We start from the raw sequence: 25,686 nt of genomic DNA on the forward strand, positions 1-25,686 counted from the left end.
CTGTGCAGTATAAGTGGAAAGCCCGGGCCGCAGGCATTGCCCATGTTACAAGATAAACGTTTTAAAATTCATAATAAAGGAAATCGTTTTACTCTCAGCTTTGATCGTTTATCTTTTTAATGGCCTGATTAATTAACCTATCCCGAGTATCCCAAAAATCAAATAAATACCTACAGAAAGTGTTCTAAAAGTCACATTCCTTCAAGTTGTAAGCGGAGCTAATTGTCTATACTTTGTAACGATAATACCTGATTTATCTACTGAACAAAAAAAATCTGTTAAATATTTCGCTTATAAATTATAAAGCGATACTTTTGCAACCCCAAAACAGTTAAGTATTTATATAATTAAATAAAAGTAAATCAGATATGACTAAGGCAGAAATTATAACTGAAATCTCATCTAAGACAGGTATCGAGAAAGTAGACGTGCAGGAAACTGTTGAGGCGTTTTTTAAAGTTGTTAAAAGCTCAATGGTAGGTGGCGAAAATGTTTATGTTAGAGGATTTGGAAGTTTTGTAGTTAAGAAAAGAGCGAAAAAGACAGCACGTAACATTTCAAAGAATACTGCCATCATCATTCCAGAGCATTTTGTGCCAAGCTTTAAACCAGCAAAAACTTTTGTTGAAAAAGTTAAAACAGGTAACAAAACAAGCAAATAATTTTTCAGAGCATGCAGAAAAAACAAATAGCAGTTGGTGTGGTAGTTTTGGCTATTATGGGCTATTTGTACAATTTACCTGTTAAAGGTTTGATAAAACCCAAAGAGGCAAAAAGCGATAAAACAAATGTTATGACAGGAAACCGCAAGGCGGCCACTGCAGTAACAGTTGATATGGTATCGGCGCCGGCCAAAGCAGCAATTGGGGCAGCTTTAGCGGCAAAGATAAACGACCTTGAAGGGCAATTAAAAAATGCATCAGGCACCGGTGCCGCCAAGCTGCAACAGCAACTGGCCGCACAGTGGGATGATGTTAACCAGCCCGCACCGGCGGCATTTTACTACCAGGCCTTGGCCCGAAAAGATAATAAAGCCCAGGATTGGTTAAATGCAGGTAATCGTTTTAATGATGCATACAAACTTACACAGGATACTTTATTGCAGCCGGCATTTGTAACCAGTGCTGCAGAGGCTTTTCAAAGCGCCTTAAAGTTAACCCCTGAAAGCCTTGAGGGCAAAACAGGATTAGGCATTGCGTACGTAAATGGCGCTGCCGGCCCAATGCAAGGTATTGCCTTGCTGCTTGAAGTAGTAAAAAAGGACCCGAACAATTGGAATGCAAACCTCAATTTAGGAATGTTTGCCATGAAATCTGGACAGTACGAAAAAGCAGTTGCAAGGTTTAAAACATTACTTGCCCAAAAAACAGAGCTTGAGCCAACATTTTACCTGGCAGAAAGCTACAAACAACTGGGCATGAAAAAGGAAGCTATAGACGCTTACCAAAAATGCAAAGAAATGATGCCCGACCCCACGTTTGGGCAGAAAATTGACGAATACATAAAGGAATTAAGGAACTAATCACATTTAAAAATTATTATTATGCCGAGCGGTAAAAAACGTAAAAGACACAAAATGGCTACCCACAAACGCAAAAAGCGTTTAAGAAAAAACAGACATAAAAAGAAATAAGCTGCTTAAGTTTTAGCAGATTTTACCTGCCTTTATTAAAGGCGGGTAACTTTTTATTATTAGTGTTTTTTTACCCACTTATTTACATACGGTTTAAGCCGTTTTAAGAAATGGAGTAGCAGTTGATAAAAGAATTAATTATCGATTCATCCCCCAATGGGGCTACCATTGCATTATTACAGGACAAACAACTCGTAGAGCTTCATAAAGAACATACCAGCAATAATTACACTGTTGGTGATATTTATCTTGGGCGCATAAAAAAAATTATGCCCAGCTTAAATGCAGCGTTTGTTGATGTTGGCTATGAGAAGGATGCCTTTTTGCATTATCTTGATCTTGGGCCGCAGGTGCAAAGCCTGTTAAAGCTTACCAAGCAAGTGCGTAGCGGGGGATATCAGTCAAAGCTTTTGGATGGCTTTAAGCTGGAAGCAGATATTAATAAAGGAGGCAAGATCTCTGAGTTATTATCAAAAAACCAACTTATACCCGTACAAATAGCTAAGGAACCTATATCAACCAAAGGACCACGCTTAAGTTCCGACCTATCCATAGCCGGACGTTATGTAGTATTAGTTCCCTTTTCGGAAGCTATCTCGATATCAAAAAAGATAAAGAGCAATACAGAACGTAACCGCCTGCGTAAGGTTGTTGAAAGCATTAAGCCAAAGCACTTTGGGGTGATAATCCGAACGGTATCTGAAGGCAAAGGAGTTGAGGAATTACAAAAAGATCTGCTTGATCTGATATCAAAGTGGGAAGTTTTCATTACCAGGTTGCCGTCTATTGAGCCTTCAAAAAAGGTTTTAGGCGAAATTGGGCGTACATCAACTATCCTTAGGGATATTTTGAATCCTGATTTTCAGCACATCTACGTAAATGATAACGGTATGTTTGAAGAAATTCGATCATACATCCATGAAATATCGCCCGATATGGAAAGTATAGTTCGTATGCACAAGCATAAGGAGCCTATATTTGAACATTTTGGCGTTGATAAACAGATTAAGGGAGCATTTGGTAAAACCGTAAACCTTGCCGGCGGCGCTTACTTGGTTATTGAACATACAGAGGCATTACACGTTATCGACGTAAACAGCGGTAACCGTACAGCCAGTAAAGAAAACCAGGAAGAGAACGCTTATCAGGTAAATAAGGAGGCGGCTAAAGAAATTGCCCGCCAGCTGCGCCTGCGCGATATGGGCGGTATTGTTGTTATCGATTTCATCGACATGCACAAACCGCAAAACCGCAAGGAGCTGTTTGATTATTTACGTGCCGAAATGCAGTACGACAGGGCAAAGCACACCATTTTACCTCCAAGTAAATTTGGTTTAGTGCAAATTACCCGTCAGCGCGTTAGGCCCGAAATGAATATTGTTACCAGCGAAGTTTGCCCAACCTGTAATGGTACCGGTACCATAAGGCCAACAATTTTGTTATTGGACGATATTGAAAATAACTTCAATTATATATTGGATGAGCAAAACGAAAAGGGGATAACCCTATGCGTGCACCCGTATATTGAAGCTTACATTAAAAAAGGTATCTACAACCGCCAAATGAAGTGGTTTGTAAAATATGGTCAGTGGATAAAGGTTAAAAGCAACCCCGCCTACCAGATCACCGAGTTCCATTTCTTCTCCAGTAAAGACGAAGAGATTAAGCTTTAGATTTGCAGATATGCAAATTACAGATGTGCAGATGTTTTAAAAAGCATCTGCACATTTTGTTTGTACCCTTTTTTCATCTGCATATTTGCACATCTGAAATCTGTAATCGAAAAACCTGCACATCAAATTATTACCTTTGCCCCATGGAAACTATAACCTGGCATGATTTTGAGCAAGTGGAGCTTAGGGTTGGTACTATTCTGGAAGCTACAGATTTCCCCGGGGCACGCAAACCGGCCTATAAATTAAGGGTTGATTTTGGTGAGTTTGGGATAAAATGGTCAAGTGCGCAAGTCACTAAGCATTATACTTTAGATGAATTACCCGGCCGGCAAATTGTAGGCGTTATAAATTTCCCAAAAAAGCAGATAGCCAATTTTATGTCGGAATTTTTGGTTACCGGCTTTGCCGATGCCAACGGCGATATTGTTTTAACTGCTATTGATAAACCCGTGCCAAACGGCAGCAAACTGATATAAATGCGATATATAAACTTCGAGGACGCACCGGCTATATCTCCCGATGATTTCTTTATGGGCGAGGCGTTAAAAGAGGCCCGCTATGCTCTTGAAGAAGACGAGATACCCATTGGAGCCATAGTTACTTACAATGGCAAGATCATCGGTCGCGGCCATAACCTTACCGAGCGCCTTACAGATGTATCGGCCCATGCTGAAATGCAGGCGCTTACCGCGGCTGCCAATTCAATGGGCGGCAAATACCTGCAGGGCTGTACGCTTTATGTAACGATGGAGCCCTGCGTTATGTGTGCCGGGGCATCGTACTGGTTTCAGGTGAGCAGGATAGTTTTTGGGGCATATGATACAAAACTCGGTTTCGGCAGGCTTAATCAAAAAATAACCCATCCCAAAACTGTTATCACCGGAGGTATCCGAGAAAACGAATGTGCCGACCTGGTGAAGAATTTTTTTAAGGCGAAGCGGAACAGACTATAATTCATGAATAATAGTTGATGGTCAATAGTTCACAATAAAGGTTAAGTGTACCACTAATGAACAATTGAACTAATAAACCAATGAACCACGAAGTAATACAAACCCCTGACAATATTTTTAGAACAAAAAGCTAAATCAACTCTTATATTTGTTCATCACAATAATTAAACTTTAAAAAAATAATTATGGCATTCACACTACCGGCGTTATCCTACGCTACAGATGCATTGGAACCGCACATTGATAAACTGACTATGGAAATTCACCATGGTAAACATCACCAGGCTTACGTAACTAACTTAAACAAGGCCCTTGAAGGTAAACCCGAAGCTGATAGCAGCATTGAGGATATCATTAAAAATATTTCAAAATTTGCGCCGGCTGTACGCAACAATGGCGGTGGTCATTATAACCACTCTTTATTTTGGACATTGCTTTCGCCAAACGGTGGCGGCGAGCCTACAGGTGCTTTAGCTGATGCTATCAAAAGTACTTTTGGTTCGGTTGCAGATTTAAAAACTAAAGTGAACGAAGCTGGTGCAACACGTTTCGGATCCGGCTGGGCATGGCTTGTTGTTACTGCCGATAAAAAACTGGTTGTTTCATCAACCCCTAACCAGGATAATCCATTAATGGATATTGCCGAAGTAAAAGGTACGCCAATTTTAGGTATCGACGTTTGGGAGCATGCTTACTACTTAAAATATCAAAACCGTCGTCCGGATTACCTGGCCGGTATCTGGAGTGTAATTAACTGGGCACACGTTGCCGAGCTTTACACAAAAGCTATTGCTTAATTCAATTAAGTTATAAAAAAGCGGCAGGATGTAAATATCCTGCCGCTTTTTTGTGAAATAAGAATAGTTTATGACCGAAGATATTCTAAAGCTGAGGGTTGAAGAAATAAAATGGGAAACACCCGATACTGCTACGTTTTACTTGAGCGAAGTATCGGGGCAGTCAATTATTTATAAAGCTGGTCAGTTTTTAACCCTAATTTTCAATCACGGTAATGAGGAGATCAGGAGGTCGTATTCCTTAAGTTCTTCACCAGATGAAGATCAGCTTGCTATCACCATAAAACGTATCACCAACGGCGAGATCTCGCGTTTTATGCTTACCAAAATGAAACCTGGTAATGTACTGAATGCGCTGGCACCGACTGGGCGGTTTACTATAAGCAATTATCAGCATGAGAAGGATATTTTGCTGTTTGCTGGCGGCACTGGCATTACGCCCATATTTTCGCAAATTAAATATGTGCTAAACCGTCCCGGCAAAAGCAGGCTTACGCTTATCTACAGTAACCAGAACGCAGGATCTGTTTTATTTAAAGAAGAGTTAATAAAGCTTGAAGCGAAAAATCCGGGAAGGTTTAAGATTATTCACCTGCTAAGCAGCGAGGCTAACCGTCTTAATCCCGATAAGGTAGAGCAGCTAACCCGAAAAATTGTAAAAGGGGATTTAACGTCAGCAGAATTTTATTTATGCGGCCCTTTCTCCTATATGCGTATGATTCGCTTTGATCTTGTTTTTATGGGCGTATTGCCCCGGCAGATCCGAAGAGAGAATTTTGTAATCGAAACGGTTACGGTTACAGGCACCTCCATAAACTTTCCACCCCGTAACATTAAAATAAAGTTCAGGAATGAGCTGCATGACTTTGTTGTTGGTGAAAACCAATCGATACTGCAGGCCGCGCTTCAGAATGGAATTTCGCTGCCTTATAGCTGCCGTAACGGTGTTTGTTCCAGCTGTGCGGCGAAATGTGTCTCGGGCAAAATAGAAATGGTCAAAAACGATGTATTGACCGATACAGACATTGCCGATGGCTGGATCCTGACTTGTACCGGGCACCCGGTAAGCGGTGATGTGGTAGTTACGTTTGGAGAGTAATTTTTCCTTAAATAAACTTGTCATGCTGAACGATAGTGAAGCATCTATTCGCAACTGTGCATATCAACATTGTAAATCGCATACAGATCCTTCGCTCCGCTCAGGATGACAAGTGATTATTTTGTCGATACTTTCATCAACTCAAGTGTTGCCTCACTACCCGCCTGTGCACAACTTCCTTTACCTTTTTTGATTTTGATTTTTTGCGTTTACCAAGCCAAATGATGAATCCTGTTATTGGTAAACTTGCGCAAATGAGGCTGGCTAAAAACGCGATGATCTTACCTGTGAAGCCCAATACCTGCCCTACATGCAAATCATAATTCATGTCGTTCATTTTTAAACCGGGGCTTTTTTGCGCATGCGTGGTTTGCTTTAATAGCTTGCCTGTATATTTCTCAAAGAGATACTCGTCGCTTTTATAATAGTGCAGACTTTGAGCAAAAGCGGTAATGCCCACCGTTCCGGCAACACTTGCGTCATCATAGATCAAAAACATTTCTGCCGACGGTGATTTGGCCTGCGCCACGGCAAAGGCTTCATCAATAATAAAACGGTTATCAACCTTTGTTTTCAATAACGAATCGGACTTAGGGGTAATCTTTTCCGACGGATAAACCTTACCCAAATTGGCGGTAGTGTAAATACCCTCACGCATCCAATCAAACGCGATAGACAGACCTGTAAAAGCCAGTATTATGGCAATACCGGTGGCGTAAAAACCCAGTACATTATGCAGGTCGTAGTTTATCCTGCGCCAGCGGCCATTCCATTTAATGTTAAAACTGCGCTTACGGTCGCTTTTGCGTTTGGGCCACCATAATACTATACCCGTTATCATGAGCACCACAAAAATAATTACTGATATACCTACTATCATACCGCCAATTTTAGGCGGTAGCAACAGGTAAAGGTGAATATATTCAACAATGATAAAGAAGTTGCGGGCCGGGTTCTCTGTTGCGGTTATCTTTCCTGTATACGGGTTAAGGTACACGTATACCATTTGGTCTTTAGGCAGGTTAACCAGTACGCCGGCAGGACGGTTGGCTCCATAATAATAAATATAGCTGGCAGTTGCTCCTTTTCTGCCCTTCAGCGCCTCTGCTTTAAGCAGGGATGGGGCCAAGTAAGGTTTGTATTGTACCTCTACTTTGCGGTAATCATGAATAAGATCCTGTATCTCATCCTGAAAACAAAATATGCAACCGGTGATGCTTACTATAAACACCACAAGCCCGGATATGAATCCGAGCCAGCGATGTATAAATAGTATGGTTTTCTTAAACCTCGTCATATATTAAAACTTATACGTGAGGCTGGCAATTACCTGCCTTAAAACTTGCGGATTAACAGTTGTGTAGCCTGTGTAATATTTTTTATCTGTAAGGTTATTTACGTTAAGTGCTAAGCGGTATTTTTCTTTGTTATAAAATACACCGGTGTTAAGTACCGTGTACGATGGTAATGTAAATACACCGTTATAAGAGTTATCAAGTATGCGATTGTCGCTGGCATAGTTACCACCAAAACCCAATCCCAGTCCTTTAACATCGCCAGCGGTTATGGTATAACTCAACCAAAAATTGGCAGAATTTACTGGTCCGGCGGTTTGTGGCCTGCGACCATTATCATAATCGCTTGATTTTTCCATTATGCTGTAATTATGTGAGTAGCCTGCAATAATGTTAAATCCGCTAACCGGGTTGGCAATAACTTCAGCTTCAAAGCCCCTGCTTTTTTGAGTGCCATCCTGTACGCTTGCATTAGGGTGGTCGGCATCACTCCTTATTTTATTTTTAACGCTAATATCATAGTAGCTTATTGTACTGCTTAGCTTGCCATTAAATACATCAAGTTTAACACCACCTTCCCATTGGTTAGCCTGCTCAGATTTAAACAGCCTGCTAACGTTTTTATCAGTGGCGGCATCATAAGCTAGGTTATAACCCGGATTGCTGAAGCCATTCATATAGTTACCAAAAACTGAAACTTTATCCTTTATCACCTGGTAAACTAAACCAAATTTTGGAGATAAGGTAGTTTGACTGAAACTAACTGAGGCTTCTCCGGTTGTTGGGTTGTCAACAGATTTGGTGTTAAAATGATCTACCCTCAAGCTGGCCATTGCTAATAAATTATCTGTAATGTTTAACACATCACTTGCGTAAGCGCTATAGTTGTAGTTGCTGTAGCGATTGTATGATGTAGTTGAAGGTACATTTTGAAACAGCGAATCAACTTTGGTTCTGTTAAAATGGTCATAGTTAGCTATTGGGCCGTTTAGGTTGATAATGTCGAAATTGTCTGAACCGTGATTAGGGTCTATGTATTTGATGTTTGATCTGTCGTTCATGAAATCTAAACCAACTACCAGTCTGTTTCTTAGTGTACCGATCTTAAAATCTCCTATAAAATTTTGTTGTACCTGTAAGGAGTTAGTATTCCCATTTAACTCCCAAACATTGCGCGAAAGATTATCGTTACCCGGAAGTAAGTAAAAATAGGTTTGAGGGCCACCACCGCTGCTGTTGGTTGTGCTTATGTTGGTTTGTGATCTCCATTGGTCGGATATTTTATAATCTGCCTGGGCGAAAAAATTTACATTACTGCTTGCATTAATTATATCGTTGCTTTGGTATGATCTTTTATAATCAAGGTTCAACTGATCGGCTCGGCTCACGCCTAAGTCGGCCATTGTGGTGTTAAAGAAATAAATTACCGGTGTTGTACCAACAACATGATTTATTTCTGCTTCAAAAGATAATTTTAATCGGTCATTAACCTGGTATGAAAAACTTGGATCAAAGGCAAAATTTTTGCTGTAGCCATTATCCTGAAACGAATTGATGTTATTATAGGCGGTATTAATTCGTAATAGCGCTTTCTTGCCCGAATCAAGCGGGGTATTATAATCGGCGCTAACACGATTTAGTCCATAACTGCCAAAAGAATAGCTGATTTCGCCCGCAGAAGTTTCAAAAGGTTTTTTAGTTACACGGTTTATTAAACCGCCGTAGGATATCAGGCTACTGCCGTATAAAGTACCCGATGGGCCTTTTATAATTTCCAGTTTTTCGAGGTTCGCAGCATCAATAGTGGTTGCAACGTTTCCGGTCATGCCATTGCGCAATGATGTTTGTACAGTGAAACCTCTTAATGTAAAATAAGCACCACCATCACCAACACGGCTTGTAGCTTGCCATAATTTTGTAATACCTGCAGCGTTTTTTATCGCGTCATCTGCAGAGAAGGAACCTTGTTCGGTTAATAACTCTTTACTAACAGTTGTATAGGATTGTGGGTTTTCCAGGTTGTTCAACGGCATCTTAGCTACATCTTCGCTTTTGCTGCGTTTAAATTTATTTACCCTGTTGCTGGCCTTAATATTAACCTCATTTAAAGCGTTAGCTGTAATATTAATTGTAAAATCAGGAACAACAACTATTGTTTGTCCTGCGGTTACCTCAATAATCTTTTCCTGGCTTGTTGTACCAACTAATGATACTACTAAAGTATAGTTACCCGCGGCAGCTTTAAATATGAAATAGCCATTGTCATCGGTAAGGGTGCCATATTTGGTTCCTTTTAATGCTATAGATACATTTTCTGCAGGCTTGTTTTCGGTAGTAAGCACTCTGCCCTTAATAGTGCCGCGTACCTGCTGTGCACTTGCTGGGGGCGTATTAATGAATAGCAAGAATGCTATAAATGGGAGAGAAAGTAAAGATCTTAAAAATTGTCCGGGTTGTTTCATTTTATTTAGACTAATTATAAATAATGGCCAAAAGTATTCCATTATGACAATTAATCCAAATTTATTTAGAAAGATTATAAATAGATGGGCGTTGTGTGCTTATTTTCAGTCTTTTAACGATGTGTGATATAGTGTATCCAATACGCTAAGCCTAAGGAATTACACTCTGGGGTATTAAATATCCATCAGTTCTTTTTTCTTTTTACTTTTCATTCGTTTGGGTACAAATTCAAGTATCTCATTTTTAAGCGCCTCAATCATACGTCGTTTTAAAAAGTTTCGCTGTATCACAATGCTTACTTCGCGGGCCGGCTCAGGCGATTTGAAGTAACGTACCCTGTCCAGTTGTTTGTCACTCAGGTCGGCAAGTGCAAGCTCGGGGAGTATGGTAGCACCGTTGTTTTGGTCAACCATGCGTTTCAGTGTTTCAACACTGCCGGTATTGTATTCAAAATGCTGGAAGCCTTTGGTTGATTTACGGCGCTGGCAAATGTTCAACACCTGTTCACGCATACAATGGCCTTCGTTCAAGATCCATATCTCCTCCATATCTATATCATCTGGTGTAATGTTTTTCTTTTTAGAAAGCTTGCTATTTTTAGATGTATAGGCCACAAAGTTTTCATAAAACACCGGGATCTCTGTTAAATTGCTCTCATGCAACGGAGTAGACAGGATGCCGCAATCTATAGTGCCTAATTTTAACTGCTGAACTATTTCTTCGGTAGTTTGCTCCCAAACTATTAGTTTTACTTGCGGATATTTCTCAATAAAACCGTGAATGATCTTAGGTAATATATAAGGTGATACGGTAGGGATGATGCCAACCTTCAATTCGCCCGATAGTTCCTTTTGCCTGTCGGTAATTATCTCTTTTATCTTTTCACTTTCCGAAAGCATGATGCGGGCCTGGGTAATTATTTCAATGCCTATTTCAGTAGGCGTTACCGGTTGCTTACTGCGATCGAATAGTTTTACGCCCAGTGTATCTTCCAGCTTTTGAACCTGCATACTTAGGGTAGGCTGCGTAACAAAGCATTTTTCGGCAGCTAATACAAAACTGCGGTATGTGTCAACCGCTACAATATATTCCAGTTGGGTAATGGTCATATAGATAAATTCTATTCAAATATAACAATTATTGATTTTTTCTATTGAATTATTATGATGAAGTTTGATTAACAAAACCAAGTGAAAATGGAAACCAATAAGAAAAAGCTGACTACCGCCTCCGGCAAGCCTTATGCAGAGAATGAGAATTCCCAAACTGCCGGCCCAAGAGGCCCCATCCTGTTACAGGATTTTATTCTTCATGAAAAAATGGCCCATTTTAACCGTGAGCGAATTCCCGAGCGTGTGGTACATGCAAAAGGATCTGGGGCCTATGGTAAACTGACCATTACACATGATATTTCACAATACACGCGGGCCAAGGTTTTTGATAAAATTGGTAAGGAAACAAAGGTGTTCTTACGGTTTTCTACAGTTGGCGGCGAAAAAGGATCAGCGGATACAGAACGTGATCCGCGTGGTTTTGCCATAAAGTTTTATACAGAGGATGGTAACTGGGATTTGGTAGGTAACAACACCCCTGTATTCTTCATAAAAGACCCAAAAAAATTCGGCGATTTTATCCACACCCAAAAACGCGATCCGTACACTAACTGCAAAAGTGCTACTATGATGTGGGATTTTTGGTCGCTTAATCCCGAGAGTTTGCACCAGGTTACCATATTAATGAGCGATAGGGGAACGCCTTACGGGTACCGCCACATGGATGGTTTTGGCAGCCATACATTTTCGTTTATTAATGCTGATAATGAAAGATTTTGGGTTAAGTTTCACTTTAAAACCCAACAAGGAATTAAAAACTTTACCGATGCAGAGGCAGGGGACATGCGTGGTAAAGCACCCGACTTTGCACAGCACGATCTGTTAACACATATTGATAATGGCGACTTCCCTAAATGGAGTCTGAAAATACAGGTAATGCCCGAAGCCGATGCCAAAACCTACCATATCAACCCATTCGACCTGACGAAAGTTTGGCCGCATGGCGATTATCCGCTGATTGATGTTGGGGTACTTGAACTAAACGAAAACCCGGATAATTATTTCGCCCATGTGGAGCAGGCTGCTTTTGCCCCAGCCCATGTGATTGATGGAGTGGGGTATTCGCCCGATAAAATGCTGCAGGGACGCATCCTTTCTTATCCGGATGCACACCGTTACCGCCTTGGTGGTAACTACGAGCAAATCCCTGTAAATAAATGCCCTTACCTGGTGAGCAATTACCAGCGTGATGGCCAAATGACGGTTAATGGCAACCAGGGATCAAACCCTAACTATTTTCCTAACAGTTTTGACGATATTGAGGCAGACCAAAGCTACAAGGAACCTGCATGGGATTTCGGTAGTTCGGTAGGGGACTGGTATGATCGTAATGCCGAAGGTGAGAACGATCATTATACCCAACCCGGCGACTTGTACCGCTTGATGGATGCCCAGCAAAAGCAGGATCTGATCACTAATATCGTAAACTCGATGAGTGGTATTGAAGGCCCTAAAAAGGATTTGATCACCAACCGTCAGCTTTGCCACTGGTTTAGGGCTGATATTAATCTGGGCATGGCAATAGCCAAAGGTCTTGAGCTGGACCTGGCCGAAACCATGAAACAAATGCCGGTTTAGATAGATGTTAGATATGAGATTTAAGACGCTTGTGAAGCTGTCTTAAATCTCATATCTAACATCTCAAATCAAATCTTCTATTCTACCGTTACTGATTTTGCCAGGTTCCTTGGCTGATCTACATTGCAGCCGCGCATTACGGCTATGTGGTAAGCCAGCAGCTGTAATGGAATAGTTGCTATCAGCGGTACAAATGCTTCGTGTACCTGTGGTATTTCAATCACATAATCGGCCATGTTACGTACTTCGGTATCGCCCTCTGTAACAATGGCAATCACGTGGCCTTTACGTGCTTTCACTTCCTGTATGTTGCTAATTACTTTTTCATACGATGAGCTTTGGGTGGCTATAACCACTACCGGCATATCGTCATCAATTAAAGCTATGGGGCCGTGTTTCATCTCTGCGGCAGGATAACCTTCGGCATGGATATAGGAGATCTCTTTTAGCTTCAACGCACCTTCCAGCGCAACCGGGAACGAACTGCCCCTGCCCAGGAACAGGCAGTTTGTGCTATCCTTAAATTTTTCGGCAATTTCAATCACATGATCGTTGCATTTTAGTGCCTGTTCAACAAGGTTCGGAATCTCGTTAAGTTCGGTTAAATATTCAACCAACTTGCTTTGCGTTATTTTACCTCGTTGCTGTGCTATGTAAAAAGCTATTAATGTTAATACGCTAACTTGAGCTGTAAAGGCTTTGGTTGATGCCACACCAATCTCGGGCCCGGCATGTGTGTAAACGCCTGCATGGGTAGTGCGTGGTATAGACGCGCCTACAACGTTACAGATACCAAATATAGTGGCACCCTTTTCTTTAGCCAGCTCAATGGCAGCCATGGTATCTGCGGTTTCGCCGGATTGTGAAATGGCAATTACCAGGTCTTTTTCGGTAATGATGGGATTACGGTAACGAAACTCTGAAGCGTATTCCACCTCAACGGGTACGCGGGCATACTCTTCTATCAGATATTCGCCAACCAGGCCTGCGTGCCATGATGTGCCGCAGGCGATGATGATGATACGGTCGACATTTTTTAGCTTCTCGGTATATTCTTTAATGCCGCCCAGCTGCACTTTGCCCTGCTGTGGGTAAATGCGGCCACGCAGGCAATCGCGGATGGAACGGGGTTGCTCATATATCTCTTTTAACATAAAGTGATCGTAGCCGCCCTTTTCAAGCATCTCCAGTTTTAGATCAAGTTCCTGTATGTAGGGGATCTGCACCGAATTATCGATGTTTTTTATCAGCAGGTTATCGCGTTTTATATAGGCAATCTCGTTATCATTTAGGTAGATCACATTTTTGGTGTACTCCACTATGGGTGTGGCATCCGATGCTATAAAGTATTCGCCCTTGCCAACACCAATAACCATAGGGCTGCCTTTACGGGCGGCTATTAATTCATCGGGTTCGTCGGCACTCATAATAACAATAGCATAGGCGCCTATTACCTTGTTAAGCGCCACACGTACCGCTTCGCGCAAATCAAGGTTTGCCGACTGCTGGATATCCTCAATCAAATGGATCAATACCTCGGTATCTGTATCACTTTTAAAAACGTGGCCTTTGGCTGTGAGTGTTTCTTTTATAATACCATAGTTTTCGATAATGCCATTGTGGATGATGGTTAACTTACGGTTGCCCGACGAATGCGGGTGCGAGTTACGATCGCTCGGCGCACCATGCGTGGCCCAGCGGGTATGGCCCATGCCAATTGATCCGCTCAGGTCAACATCTTTTACAAATTTTTCAAGGTCATCAACCTTGCCTGCTTTTTTATATACTTTAAGCTCCTTATTTATTAAAGCAATACCGGCACTATCGTAACCGCGGTACTCTAAACGATGAAGTCCTTTTATAACAATGGGGTAAGCATCCCGGTAACCTATATAACCTACAATTCCGCACATAGTAAAATTAATAAAATGTAAATGGAGCAAAAATAATCAGCTATATAACACAGTTCACAGCTAATTATTTTAATTATTCAATAAAACCGCAGAGTTTTTAATTACTTAAAAATAAATTTTAAAAAGTGTAAAAGGCTTAAACAAAAAATCCCCATTGAGGGGATTCTTATTATTTAAATCGGTAAATCTTTTTATTTGCGAATTTTTGTGTAGATAATATTTAGCTTGATGCTGTACGGTGATTTGTCGCTGCCAACTACTTTGGTTCTGGCGGCATTTTGTACGGTAGGGCTGTAATCTACACCTGCAGCTGAGTTTATCACGGTTGTATCAACAGGCGCTATAAAGGTTCCGTAATCTTTGGTTTTCTTTAATATTAAATCCTGAATGTAGGCTGTAATTATAAAGCGGTATTCTTTTTTGGTTTTGTTATAAAACCCACCAAATACGCTTGGGCCGCCATTGCGCGGATCAGATGGCGATGAATCCTGTATATAAGTACGCTGGTTAGCAATATCCAATTGGTACATACCCAGTTTGGCCAGCGGCGCATAAGGGATAGCCGAACCCGGCCTTGGACTAATTACCAGTTCAACCCGGTTTAATACTACCGAATCTGGGTTTAGTTTTTCTAATCCAGGGAAACTAACCTTAGCCCTTAAACCAGCTAATCCTTGCAGATAAATATCGTTTTGTGAGCCGGTTGTTGAGGCAAGCGCTGCTTTAATTGTTGTTGTATAAGTATGGCGCACGGCTGCGCTATACGACGGGAAACTTAATGTAGCCACCGCTGTGTCAATAGTTGCACCATTTACAGCTTTATAAAAAACATCTATACGCGATGAATCAAGCTTAAGTTGGATGATACCGCCCGCATCTGTAGGGTGTTCCCTGTCAAGCGTAACATATAGGCCCTTTACTGCTTCAAGGAAGGTGGTATTTGAAGCCAATTGCGTACCAGTTGCATTTAGAAGATTATCATAAATAAACTTTTTGCTGAATGCTATACGCAGCTGCGGTCCAACTTTTTGTATGGTATCTACCTGGGCGCTTCTGATTAATGCAATGGTAACGCTATCATGCGTATGGGCCGTGAATGTTTTTGATCCCAATATAAGTGTTGAGTCTACCTGCCACTTTCTGTTACTGTAGTAACTGATAGCCGATGATGCTTTTTCCTTCAACTGGTATACGTTCACTTTAAAGCGTGATGCAATAGAGTCGCCATAGAAACCATCAGCGTAACGTAACACCATAACTGCCGAGTCGATAGTTAGTGTACCGGCTGGTACGGTATATGGAACGCTTGGTAAGCCCAAGCCAAGCGCTAAGTCTGCCTTGGTGCCGCCAAATTCAGGATCTGCAAAATCGCCCATTGGTGTTTTTGAAAGTCCCGAGGTTACAATTGACGAGTCAATCTCGGTACGGATGGTAATATTGGTATCAACCACCAGGCTGCCGTTGATCTGATTCGATTCATTAACACCCAGTCCTATACCATCCTGGCGTTTACAGCTATTCAAAATAAAAAGACTTATTAACAGGGTCAATAAGTCTAATCGAAAAAATTTCATATATAATATTAAGTATTATGCAACATGCACCAATTCGTCGTTGGTAATTTCGTCGTAAAAATTGTAATAATTTTCGAAATCTGCGGTAGAATCGAATTCTAAAACCGATTTATTGCTGTTTTTAACATTATTTAACACAAATGCATCGATATTCTCGCTGCCTAAAACAATACCATCTGAATATTGGATAGCGCCGGTATATAATGCCGAGTTGGTGCCTTCTTTATAAGCGTCAATATGTTCTTCGGTCATATTGCTCATTACAGCTTTCTGCGCAAAGTCAGCACTTAACTTGTCGTTAAAATCATTTTCATAAATAGAGTAAATGATTTTTGAGTGTTTAAATGTAGGATCGTCCTTATAAGTAGTTTTAAGGTAAGCAGGTACTAATGCGCTCATCCATCCATGACAGTGGATGATATCTGGTGCCCAGCCTAATTTTTTTACAGTTTCCAACGCACCTTTGCAAAAGAAAATCATTCTTTCATCATTATCGGCGTAAAACTTCCCATCCTTATCGCCAAACACATGTTTACGCTGAAAATATTCTTCATTATCTAAAAAATACACCTGCATACGTGCCGCCGGGATTGATGCTACTTTGATGATCAGCGGGTTATCATTATCATTGATAATAATGTTCATACCCGATAAACGAATCACTTCATGAAGTCTATTCCTGCGCTCATTAATATTGCCAAAACGCGGCATTAGGATACGGATTTCGTAACCCTTCTCCTGCATTGCCTGCGGAAGTTGGCGTGTTATTTCAGCAATTTTTGTGAGTTCAAGGAAAGGAGACATTTCATGAGTTATAAACAATAGCTTAGATTTACCCATCACTTAATCAGTATTTAAAATTGTAAAGAAGTCAAAAAATTTGAGTTTGCAAATATAATCATTATTATACAAACTGTCAACGAATTGTGCAAGTAACTTTTGGTATTTTTTGCGCAAATGCACACCTTTGCCAAATTTTGTAATTCAAATAGTATTGAAAATTTTTACCACCAAACAAGAAATATCAGCGTATTTTACCTATAAAAGCGGTAAAACCATTGGCTTTGTACCTACCATGGGCGCGCTGCACAATGGGCATATCTCGCTTATTAAACAGGCGCAGCAAAACAGCACCGAGGTTGTATGCAGCATTTTTGTTAACCCCACGCAGTTTAATGATCCTAAAGATCTTGAAAAATATCCGCGCCCTATAGCTGCAGATATAGCTATGCTTGAGCAGGCGGGCTGCGATGTATTGTTTAATCCGCAGGTTAATGAGATGTATGTTGATAATGAGAAATGGCATTTAGACATAGGCGATATGGAGCATTTACTGGAAGGCAAATTCAGGCCGGGGCATTACCAGGGCGTTATGCAGGTAGTAAATAAGCTTTTTAATATTGTTAAGCCTGATGTGGCTTTTTTTGGCCAAAAGGACTATCAGCAGTTTTTAGTGATCAGTAAAATGGTGGAACTATTGAAAATGCCGGTGAAGATGGTAATGTGCCCTATTCAACGGGAATCCGACGGTTTGGCCATGAGTTCAAGAAATGTTCATTTAACTGCCGACGACCGCCTTCACGCGCTTATTCTGTCAAAAGCCTTAAACTGGGTTAAGGATAATTTTAATACCGAAAATATTGCCTCGCTAAAACTACAGGCTGAGCAAATGGTAAGCAGCGAACCTGGCATCGAACTGGAGTATTTTGAAATTGTTGACGGCAATACATTGTACCCGGCCACTGCCAGTACAAAAAATATAGTAGCCCTTGTTGCTGCCCGCGCAGGTAAAACAAGATTGATAGATAATGTGTTGATAAATTAGGTGAAAGGACAAAGGTAAAAGGCGAAAGGTTTTTTTACTGCCTTTTACCTTTATCCTTTTACCTTATCACCCACTACTTTCACCTACTATTAATTATTTATAACTTTGCGCCATGATTATTGAGATATTAAAGTCCAAAATTCACAGGGTGAAGGTTACACAGGCGGAGTTGAATTATGTGGGCAGTATAACAATTGATGAAGACCTTATAGAAGCCGCTAACATCATACCCAACGAAAAGGTACAAATAGTTAATAATAATAACGGTGCCCGCTTTGAAACTTATGTTATAAAAGGCGAACGCGGTAGCGGTACCGTATGTTTAAACGGCGCTACAGCCCGTTTGGCCCAGGTGGGCGATGTGGTGATCATTATGTCGTACGCTTACATGGAAACCGAAGAAGCTCGCAACTACGAGCCGATTTTAATTTTCCCCGACGGCGATAACAAATTAATAAAGTAAATTAGCGGTACCAAATCGCAATTTATTAATGAAATCTTTTCTTGCAATCTCGCTGTTTATATTTGTAGCCATCTCCAGCTTTGCGCAACATCGAAACAAATTTTACTTAAAATTTGGCGGTACTGAAGTTAATACGCGCGATAGCGCAGACTATATCAGGGTAGTAAGTGAACCAGATCCGGGTTCCAAATTTTATAACGTAAAAGAGTTTTTTGTTAAAGGGGATATAAGAACGATTGCAAAGTCATCGGATCTTGATGGATTAACATATGAAGGATTATTCGTTAACTATTACGGCAATGGTGAAAAACGATCTGTTGTAAATTACAAGAACGGGATAAAAAATGGCAATGACTATGAATATTATACAAATGGCAGGCTTTACAGCCGGTACGTCTATCCTGAAAATTCTAATTTCTATGGTAATTACCTCATAATGGCCAACAGCGATTCATTGGGAAATGAGTTGGTAACCGATGGGAATGGCTATTATAAAGGCTACGATAAAAAGTTCGCTTATATTGAGGAAGAAGGGCTGGTTAAAGATGGTAAAAGAGAGGGCACTTGGAAATATAATTTCAGGGATTCAAAAACCACTTTAACAGAAATATACAATAATGGAATACTTATCAGCGGAATAGCGATAGACAAGGATGGTAAAAGTAGCTCATACAATGCCGAAACACAATCGGTAATCCCTGAATTTGAAGGCGGAAACAAAGAATTTGTAAAATTCCTTCAAAGAAATATAAAATATCCAGAAAGCGCTCGTTCAAAAGGTATCCAGGGCCGAGTAATACTCAATTTTTCAGTAGAAACGACAGGTGAGCTTGTTAATATAACGATTGGGCATTCTGTAGACCCTGCTCTTGACGAAGAAGCCCTTAGGGTTTTAAAAATGTCACCCAAATGGAGGCCAGGTGTGCAATACGGGAAGCTTGTGAAAGTCAAATATTCGGTTCCAATTTCCTTTGCGCTTTAATAAAGCGATAACAAATTAATAAAGTAAATTAGCGGCACCAAATCGCAATTTATTAATGAAACTCCTGCTTACGCTTTCCCTGATTTTTATAGGCTCCTTGTGTCTTGCACAACAAGGCCAAAATGTTTATTATATAAAGAATAACGGCAAATATGTAGATGTGCGTGATAGCGCTGATTATGTAAGAATTGTACGCGAGCCAGATTCTGGTACGGTATTGTATAATGTAACAGAGCTTTACATTAACGGGAAAAGAAAGCTTCTCGGTCAGTCAAAGTCTATTGTGTCAGCCCTTTATGAGGGTACGTGCCGTACTTTTTATGCCAACGGACAACGAGAATCAATAGCATCTTATAAAGATGGCGAAAAAAATGGAGAAGATTTTGAGTATTACCCTAACGGCGAGCTTTATCTACAGAAAACTTACCAGAATAACACTACTATTGATGTAAGAAATGATTATCAAATAAAAAACAATAATGACTCATTAGGTAAAGCCCAGGTTACCGATGGGAATGGATACTTTAAAGGCTATGACGATAAATTCGCTTATATTGAAGAAGAGGGGCCGGTTAAAGATGGTAAAAGAGATGGCACGTGGAAAGGTGAGTTTAAGGATATACATACTTCCTTTACGGAAATTTATGATAATGGAAAACTTGTAAACGGTACTGCTATTGAAAAAAATGGAAAAAGCAGTAATTATAGCGGAACAAGAAGAAAGGTGCCTGAGTTTAAGGGAGGAGTTAAGGCTTTTGGTAGCTTTCTTTCCCGTCATATCAATTATCCGGCAAGGGCTCGTGAAAATAATGTAGAGGGATCCGTTATCCTTTCATTCATAGTTGAAAAAACAGGGGAGCTTTCCGGCATTAAGGTTGCTAAATCTGTTAGCGCCGAACTTGACGCCGAGGCCGTCAGGGTATTAAAAAAATCGCCATTATGGACCCCCGGAACGCAATTTGGTAATCCTGTGCGTGTTAGTTATAGCATACCGATCAGCTTTATACTTAATTAAAGTGCAATCAATTATGCGGATACGCCCCGAGCCCTAATGATACCTTTAAACTGACATCAACATTGGCTGCCTTGCGCAATACATAAACCATTCTTAAGCGTACACTTGGCTCACGCACCAGGGCATCCAAAAAGTTTGAGTTATCTATATCAAGCACAATGCCATCGCCCACGTTTGGGGTAATGTCATTGCGCGATGCCACCATAACCTCCTCGCTGCCATCTGCCTTTGCCATATAAACCTTTATGGAAGTTATGTTGCCGATATTATAATCTGATGGATCCTTTGATTGTAGCTTGGCCGATATAACACGCACTTCGCCAACCCTGCCTGCATTATTGCCGTCTTTTGTAAAATCCTGGTCAAAGCTGTTGGCGGTACTCAGTGCTGTATGGCTTTCGCCCACCCTGGCCGATGCGGGAATTACCATAACGGCCGTATAAGGAAATGTTGACTTTACGATAGACTGCACCATGGCGCATGAACTGGCAAAAATGCCAATCAGCACAAAACAAATTCTTTTCATAACAGCTAATTCAGGTTTACCGGATATGCCAATTTAATAAGTTTTTAGCTGGTAAAAGCCAATGCGGCCATAAATATTTTGGCTATTACAATATAAACCGTTATCGATTTAAGATATCACTTTAACAAAAATTTATATTTTTATTAAAGCACCGTAAAACGAATATATAATGGTTTTTAAAGCATATTTACCAAATGTTGCCGTTGCAGAGATCGCTTTGACCATACAATGATTTATGCCTTAAAAGAACATATTAACATGTGTGGTCAATATTTTAAAAAAATTGAGTAAAATGTTTGTGTAAATCCTATCTTTGCACCCCGACGCTGAAGTCGGGATTTCTTGGCTTTCAGCGCATAGGAACATAGTTATTGATCACAGTTGGATTACTGACTTACAACTTTTTACTAAAAAAAGCCCATGCCCAAAGACACTTCCATCAAATCGGTTCTCATTATTGGCTCAGGCCCCATTATTATTGGCCAGGCATGTGAATTTGATTACGCCGGCTCACAGGCCGCACTCTCATTAAAAGAAGAAGGTATTACCGTATCCATCATTAACAGCAATCCTGCTACTATCATGACGGACAAGGTTATTGCAGATCATGTTTATCTGCTGCCACTTGAACCCGAAAGTATTGAGAAGATATTACAAGAACAACAGATTGATGCCGTACTGCCTACCATGGGTGGCCAAACAGCGCTTAATCTTTGCATTAGTGTTGCCGAACTTGGCATTTGGGAAAAATACGGTGTTAAGATTGTTGGTGTTGATTTAGACGCCATCGAAAAAACAGAGAACCGCGAAGCTTTTCGCCAGTTAATGGTTGATATAGGCGTAGGCGTTGCTACTTCAAAAATAGCCAACTCATTTTTAGAAGGTAAAGAAGCTGCGCAGGAAATTGGTTTCCCGCTGGTTATTCGCCCAAGCTATACGTTGGGTGGTAAAGGCGCAGGCTTTGTACACAAAAAAGAAGATTTTGATGCCGCTTTAAGCAAAGGCTTACAGGCATCACCTACTCACGAAGTATTGGTTGAGCAAGCTGTTATAGGCTGGAAAGAATACGAATTAGAGTTGCTGCGTGATAATAACGACAACGTTATCATCATTTGCTCTATCGAAAATTTCGACCCGATGGGGATCCACACGGGCGACTCGATAACCGTGGCCCCGGCCATGACGCTGAGCGACCGTTGCTACCAGGATATGCGTAACCAGGCTATCCGCATGATGCGCGCCATTGGTAACTTCGCGGGTGGCTGTAACGTACAGTTCTCGGTTAACCCTGCTGATGAATCTATCATCGCCATTGAAATAAACCCGCGTGTATCGCGCTCATCGGCGCTGGCATCAAAAGCAACCGGTTACCCGATTGCCAAAATCGCTGCCAAGCTTGCTATTGGTTACAACCTCGACGAAATAGAAAACCAGATCACTAAAACAACTTCGGCTTATTTTGAGCCTACTCTGGACTACGTAATTGTAAAAATCCCCCGCTGGAACTTCGATAAATTTAAAGGCGCCAATCGCGAGCTTGGTCTGCAAATGAAATCGGTAGGTGAGGTAATGGGTATTGGCCGCAGCTTTATTGAAGCGCTGCAAAAAGCCTGTCAAAGTTTGGAGATCGGTCGTGCCGGCTTAGGTGCCGATGGTCGCCAGAGCCGCAACCTCGAAGAGATAATGTACAGCCTGGAGCATCCAAGCTGGGACAGGTTATTCCACATATATGATGCATTAAGCTTAGGCGTACCAATTGAATCGGTACGTAAAGTTACGAAGATAGACCGCTGGTTCCTGAACCAGATAATGGATGTAGTTAACTTAGAAAATGAACTGCGCCGTTATTCACTGAACAACATCCCCGAAGATTTCTTCTTCACCCTTAAACAAAAAGGTTTCTCGGATACACAAATTGCCTACATACTTGGTAACGTAACCGAAGAGGATGTTTACCAGCGCAGGAAAGAATTAGGTATCAAACGCGTTTACAAAATGGTTGATACCTGCGCCGCCGAGTTTCCTGCAAAAACGCCTTACTACTACTCAACTTATGAAGGCGAGAACGAATCCATTTGTTCCGACAAAAAGAAGATCATCGTATTAGGATCGGGCCCTAACCGTATCGGTCAGGGTATTGAGTTTGATTACAGCTGCGTACACGGATTGCTTGCAGCCAAGGAATCGGGCTTTGAAGCCATCATGATTAATTGTAATCCTGAAACGGTATCTACCGACTTTAATATGGCCGATAAGCTATACTTTGAGCCGGTTTACTGGGAGCACGTGCGTGAGATCATCGAACTGGAAAAACCTTACGGTGTAATTGTTCAGTTGGGTGGTCAAACTGCCTTGAAAATGGCTGAGAAAATGCACGAACACGGTATCAGGATCATCGGTACCTCGTTCGATAACATGGACATCGCCGAAGATCGCGGTCGTTTCTCAGACCTGTTGAAAGAACTGGAAATTCCTTACCCTAAATATGGTGTTGCTGAAAGTGCCGAAGAAGCACTTGAAGTTGCCCACGAAGTAGGTTACCCGGTATTGGTTCGCCCAAGCTACGTATTAGGCGGGCAGGGCATGAGCATCGTAATTAACGACGAGGACCTGGAGAAAGCGGTTGTTAGTCTGCTGAAAAATCTGCCAGGCAACCGCGTACTGATTGACCACTTCCTTGACCGTGCATCCGAAACCGAGTCTGACTCGATAAGCGATGGCGATGATGTACATATCATTGGTTTGATGGAACATATTGAGCCCGCAGGTATTCACTCGGGCGATTCATTCTCGGTGCTGCCACCGTTTGACCTATCGGATAATGTGATTGGCCAGATGGAAGAATACACCGCTAAAATTGCAAAAGCACTAAACGTTATTGGCTTGCTAAACATTCAGTTTGCGGTTAAGAACGATAAGGTATACGTTATTGAAGCCAACCCGCGTGCATCACGTACGGTGCCTTTTATAGCCAAAGCCTACGATGTGCCATACATTAACATAGCCGCCAAGGTTATGCTGGGTGTGGCCAAGTTAAAAGACTTTACTATTGAGCGTAAACTATGGGGTTATGCCATTAAAGAGCCGGTTTTCTCTTTCGATAAATTCCCTGAAGTAAACAAGGAACTGGGGCCTGAAATGAAATCGACAGGTGAGGCTATCCGCTTTATCCCTAACCTGCAGGATCCGTATTTCCGCCATTTGTACAAAGAGAAATCAATGTATTTAAGCAAATAATTAAAACATTAAATTGCCCCTGTTGTAATTTAATGGCTAATAACATTTTCCTGTAACTATGGTTACAGGAAAATAATTGTTGAATTTAGGTACTATAGTTTGAAAGTTAATTTGAATAATACGCAGGCATTCAACCTTAATAATGTTGATCCTGAAGATATAGGTGAAGTTCTTGTAAAAATTGAAAGATCATTTAATATCCATTTAGACGATACATCATTTAAAGATGTAAAAACTTTTGGCAAGCTTTGCGACATTGTTGTTGAAAAAGTGAAGCAGGTAAATAACGAAAGCTGCACCACGCAGCAGGCATTTTACAAAATACGTAATGCCATAAATTCCACAGTTTCTCCACCCAGGGAAATGGTAAAACCCCAAACTAAATTAGCAGATATTTTTCCGCGCGATAACCGTATTGAGGTAATTACCGAAATTGAAAAGGAAATGGGCTTTCAGCTTAACCTGTTGCAACCTAAACAGGGAGTAGTAGCTGTTTTTGGGTTTGTGTTACTGGCATCAATAGTTGGCTTCTTTTTTGAACCCATAATGGCTGCCGTAGGAGCAATAATTGCTGCCGCGGGACTGGCCCTTGCTGGTAAATTTGGCAAGGAACTTAAAGTTAAAACCCTCGGCGATTTGGCCGAGCAAGTTGCAAAAGAGCACCACATAAAATGCCGTCGCGACGCAGCTACCGTAAACAAAATGGAAATCTCGCAAAAAATAAAGGAACTGTTCACAGCCAATCTTTATTTGGAGCCTTCTGTTTTAACACGTGACGCTAAGTTTTAACAACTATCAGTTTTGACAATATAGAAAGCCGCGGACCCAAAGACTTTGGCTTTTTTGTGGCTATATATCCACCATTAACCCCTTTACCTCAAACACAATCCTTTTTTTAGGGTCGGTTTTTACCTGGTGTTGTTTTTTACCGGTAACAGTATCGCCGGCCATGTGCTGAAGATCATCAGCTATGAATTGTTTGGCGGCAACACCTTCAATAATTACAGTGCGCCCGGCAAGGTTGGCAGGGATATTGATATTATAATCGCTAAAATGCGCGGCTATTATTCTACCATCGCCGGCATCAAGTTCAAACCAGCCACCTTTTTCCTTAGTCACCCTGGTAACCTTACCCTCAATGGTGGTGCTAATGCGTGTTTTTTTACCCATAAAGGCTTCTATCTTTTTGGCATCCTGCAAAGCCATGGTATCTGGGCGTTTGCCGTAAACCATGCCATGCGGCAAGTGCACATGTTTTTGCGCCGATACCGTGACGGTATAAAATAGTAAGACCAGTAATGGGAATACTTTCATAATGTTGATTGTTACCTTACAACACTTGCATTTGCAAATTGTTGCCCCAAATAACAATTGTATTTTATGTGTTACATTTAATTGCTGAAAGGCCGCTTTTGCCTGCGCAAAGCGTATTTTTACCACCTAATTTAATACAAGGCATTTTTTATTGTTAATATATGTTAAAACAGGCAGGTTTATTAGATAAGCTGTAGCATGTTCAGTTAATTTGCCGTAATTATACATACT

22 protein-coding genes are annotated in these 25,686 nt (G+C 41.1%); 14 read left to right on the forward strand and 8 right to left on the reverse strand.

Annotation, left to right across the window (positions count from 1 at the left end):
• Window positions 1-368: 368 nt before the first annotated feature.
• From BLS59_RS15940 to BLS59_RS15970, 7 genes are all read left to right on the forward strand, one after another.
• Window positions 369-662, forward strand: a complete 294-nt coding sequence (locus BLS59_RS15940) for an HU family DNA-binding protein (RefSeq protein WP_076378439.1) — start codon at window positions 369-371, stop codon at window positions 660-662.
• Window positions 663-673: 11 nt separating this feature from the next.
• The gene (locus BLS59_RS15945; RefSeq protein ID WP_091150386.1) at window positions 674-1,522 is read left to right on the forward strand and encodes a tetratricopeptide repeat protein; all 849 of its coding nucleotides are present in this window, start codon (window positions 674-676) and stop codon (window positions 1,520-1,522) included.
• A gap of 233 nt (window positions 1,523-1,755) precedes the next feature.
• Window positions 1,756-3,306: an Rne/Rng family ribonuclease gene (locus tag BLS59_RS15950; RefSeq protein WP_091150388.1), complete on the forward strand. Its 1,551-nt coding sequence runs from the start codon at window positions 1,756-1,758 to the stop codon at window positions 3,304-3,306.
• Between the two features lie 143 nt (window positions 3,307-3,449).
• Window positions 3,450-3,785 (forward strand): tRNA-binding protein, encoded by a 336-nt coding sequence (locus BLS59_RS15955; RefSeq protein WP_091150390.1) that lies wholly within the window; start codon window positions 3,450-3,452, stop codon window positions 3,783-3,785.
• Entirely contained in the window at window positions 3,786-4,262 is a 477-nt protein-coding gene (locus BLS59_RS15960; RefSeq protein ID WP_091150391.1) for a nucleoside deaminase, read from the forward strand.
• 185 nt (window positions 4,263-4,447) lie between these two features.
• The gene (locus tag BLS59_RS15965) at window positions 4,448-5,059 is read left to right on the forward strand and encodes a superoxide dismutase (RefSeq protein ID WP_091150393.1); all 612 of its coding nucleotides are present in this window, start codon (window positions 4,448-4,450) and stop codon (window positions 5,057-5,059) included.
• A 70-nt stretch (window positions 5,060-5,129) separates the two neighbouring features.
• On the forward strand, window positions 5,130-6,158 hold the full coding sequence (locus BLS59_RS15970; protein WP_091150395.1) for a ferredoxin--NADP reductase: 1,029 nt from the start codon (window positions 5,130-5,132) through the stop codon (window positions 6,156-6,158).
• Window positions 6,159-6,294: 136 nt separating this feature from the next.
• Here the strand turns inward: BLS59_RS15970 and BLS59_RS15975 are convergent, their stop codons facing one another.
• The 3 genes from BLS59_RS15975 to BLS59_RS15985 all read right to left on the reverse strand — a co-directional run bounded on the left by BLS59_RS15975 (window position 6,295) and on the right by BLS59_RS15985 (window position 11,025).
• Window positions 6,295-7,455, reverse strand: coding sequence for a PepSY-associated TM helix domain-containing protein (locus BLS59_RS15975; protein WP_091150396.1), 1,161 nt, complete (start codon window positions 7,453-7,455; stop codon window positions 6,295-6,297).
• A 3-nt stretch (window positions 7,456-7,458) separates the two neighbouring features.
• Complete coding sequence (locus BLS59_RS15980) at window positions 7,459-9,915, reverse strand: TonB-dependent receptor (RefSeq protein ID WP_091150398.1); 2,457 nt, start codon at window positions 9,913-9,915, stop codon at window positions 7,459-7,461.
• A 174-nt stretch (window positions 9,916-10,089) separates the two neighbouring features.
• The gene (locus BLS59_RS15985; protein WP_091150399.1) at window positions 10,090-11,025 is read right to left on the reverse strand and encodes a hydrogen peroxide-inducible genes activator; all 936 of its coding nucleotides are present in this window, start codon (window positions 11,023-11,025) and stop codon (window positions 10,090-10,092) included.
• Between the two features lie 87 nt (window positions 11,026-11,112).
• On the opposite strand from BLS59_RS15985, the gene BLS59_RS15990 reads away from it, so the two are divergent.
• A complete protein-coding gene (locus tag BLS59_RS15990) occupies window positions 11,113-12,606 on the forward strand; it encodes a catalase (protein ID WP_091150401.1) in 1,494 nt (497 codons plus the stop codon).
• A 77-nt stretch (window positions 12,607-12,683) separates the two neighbouring features.
• Here BLS59_RS15990 and glmS read toward each other — a convergent pair whose 3' ends face one another.
• The 3 genes from glmS to BLS59_RS16005 form a co-directional block, all read right to left on the reverse strand.
• Window positions 12,684-14,519, reverse strand: a complete 1,836-nt coding sequence (gene glmS, locus BLS59_RS15995; protein WP_091150404.1) for a glutamine--fructose-6-phosphate transaminase (isomerizing) — start codon at window positions 14,517-14,519, stop codon at window positions 12,684-12,686.
• Between the two features lie 191 nt (window positions 14,520-14,710).
• Window positions 14,711-16,042: a DUF4270 family protein gene (locus BLS59_RS16000; protein WP_205411286.1), complete on the reverse strand. Its 1,332-nt coding sequence runs from the start codon at window positions 16,040-16,042 to the stop codon at window positions 14,711-14,713.
• Window positions 16,043-16,108: 66 nt separating this feature from the next.
• Window positions 16,109-16,933 (reverse strand): glycogen/starch synthase, encoded by an 825-nt coding sequence (locus BLS59_RS16005; RefSeq protein ID WP_091150408.1) that lies wholly within the window; start codon window positions 16,931-16,933, stop codon window positions 16,109-16,111.
• A 154-nt stretch (window positions 16,934-17,087) separates the two neighbouring features.
• Here BLS59_RS16005 and panC point away from each other — a divergent pair, with 154 nt between their 5' ends.
• From panC to BLS59_RS16025, 4 genes are all read left to right on the forward strand, one after another.
• Window positions 17,088-17,918 carry a pantoate--beta-alanine ligase gene (panC, locus tag BLS59_RS16010; RefSeq protein ID WP_091150409.1) on the forward strand — a complete coding sequence of 277 codons (831 nt, stop codon included), beginning with the start codon at window positions 17,088-17,090 and terminating at the stop codon, window positions 17,916-17,918.
• Window positions 17,919-18,030: 112 nt separating this feature from the next.
• Window positions 18,031-18,381: an aspartate 1-decarboxylase gene (gene panD / locus BLS59_RS16015; protein WP_091150411.1), complete on the forward strand. Its 351-nt coding sequence runs from the start codon at window positions 18,031-18,033 to the stop codon at window positions 18,379-18,381.
• A gap of 28 nt (window positions 18,382-18,409) precedes the next feature.
• On the forward strand, window positions 18,410-19,363 hold the full coding sequence (locus tag BLS59_RS16020) for an energy transducer TonB (RefSeq protein WP_091150412.1): 954 nt from the start codon (window positions 18,410-18,412) through the stop codon (window positions 19,361-19,363).
• A gap of 55 nt (window positions 19,364-19,418) precedes the next feature.
• Window positions 19,419-20,378, forward strand: a complete 960-nt coding sequence (locus tag BLS59_RS16025; RefSeq protein ID WP_091150415.1) for an energy transducer TonB — start codon at window positions 19,419-19,421, stop codon at window positions 20,376-20,378.
• Window positions 20,379-20,385: 7 nt separating this feature from the next.
• Here the strand turns inward: BLS59_RS16025 and BLS59_RS16030 are convergent, their stop codons facing one another.
• Complete coding sequence (locus BLS59_RS16030; protein WP_091150417.1) at window positions 20,386-20,904, reverse strand: hypothetical protein; 519 nt, start codon at window positions 20,902-20,904, stop codon at window positions 20,386-20,388.
• A gap of 420 nt (window positions 20,905-21,324) precedes the next feature.
• On the opposite strand from BLS59_RS16030, the gene carB reads away from it, so the two are divergent.
• Complete coding sequence (gene carB, locus BLS59_RS16035; RefSeq protein ID WP_091150418.1) at window positions 21,325-24,141, forward strand: carbamoyl-phosphate synthase large subunit; 2,817 nt, start codon at window positions 21,325-21,327, stop codon at window positions 24,139-24,141.
• Window positions 24,142-24,240: 99 nt separating this feature from the next.
• The gene (locus BLS59_RS16040) at window positions 24,241-24,930 is read left to right on the forward strand and encodes a hypothetical protein (RefSeq protein WP_143014138.1); all 690 of its coding nucleotides are present in this window, start codon (window positions 24,241-24,243) and stop codon (window positions 24,928-24,930) included.
• Between the two features lie 60 nt (window positions 24,931-24,990).
• Here the strand turns inward: BLS59_RS16040 and BLS59_RS16045 are convergent, their stop codons facing one another.
• A complete protein-coding gene (locus BLS59_RS16045) occupies window positions 24,991-25,455 on the reverse strand; it encodes a DUF4920 domain-containing protein (RefSeq protein WP_143014139.1) in 465 nt (154 codons plus the stop codon).
• Window positions 25,456-25,686: the final 231 nt, after the last annotated feature.

The sequence above is a fragment of the Mucilaginibacter pineti genome (assembly GCF_900101875.1).
GTDB lineage: Bacteria > Bacteroidota > Bacteroidia > Sphingobacteriales > Sphingobacteriaceae > Mucilaginibacter > Mucilaginibacter pineti.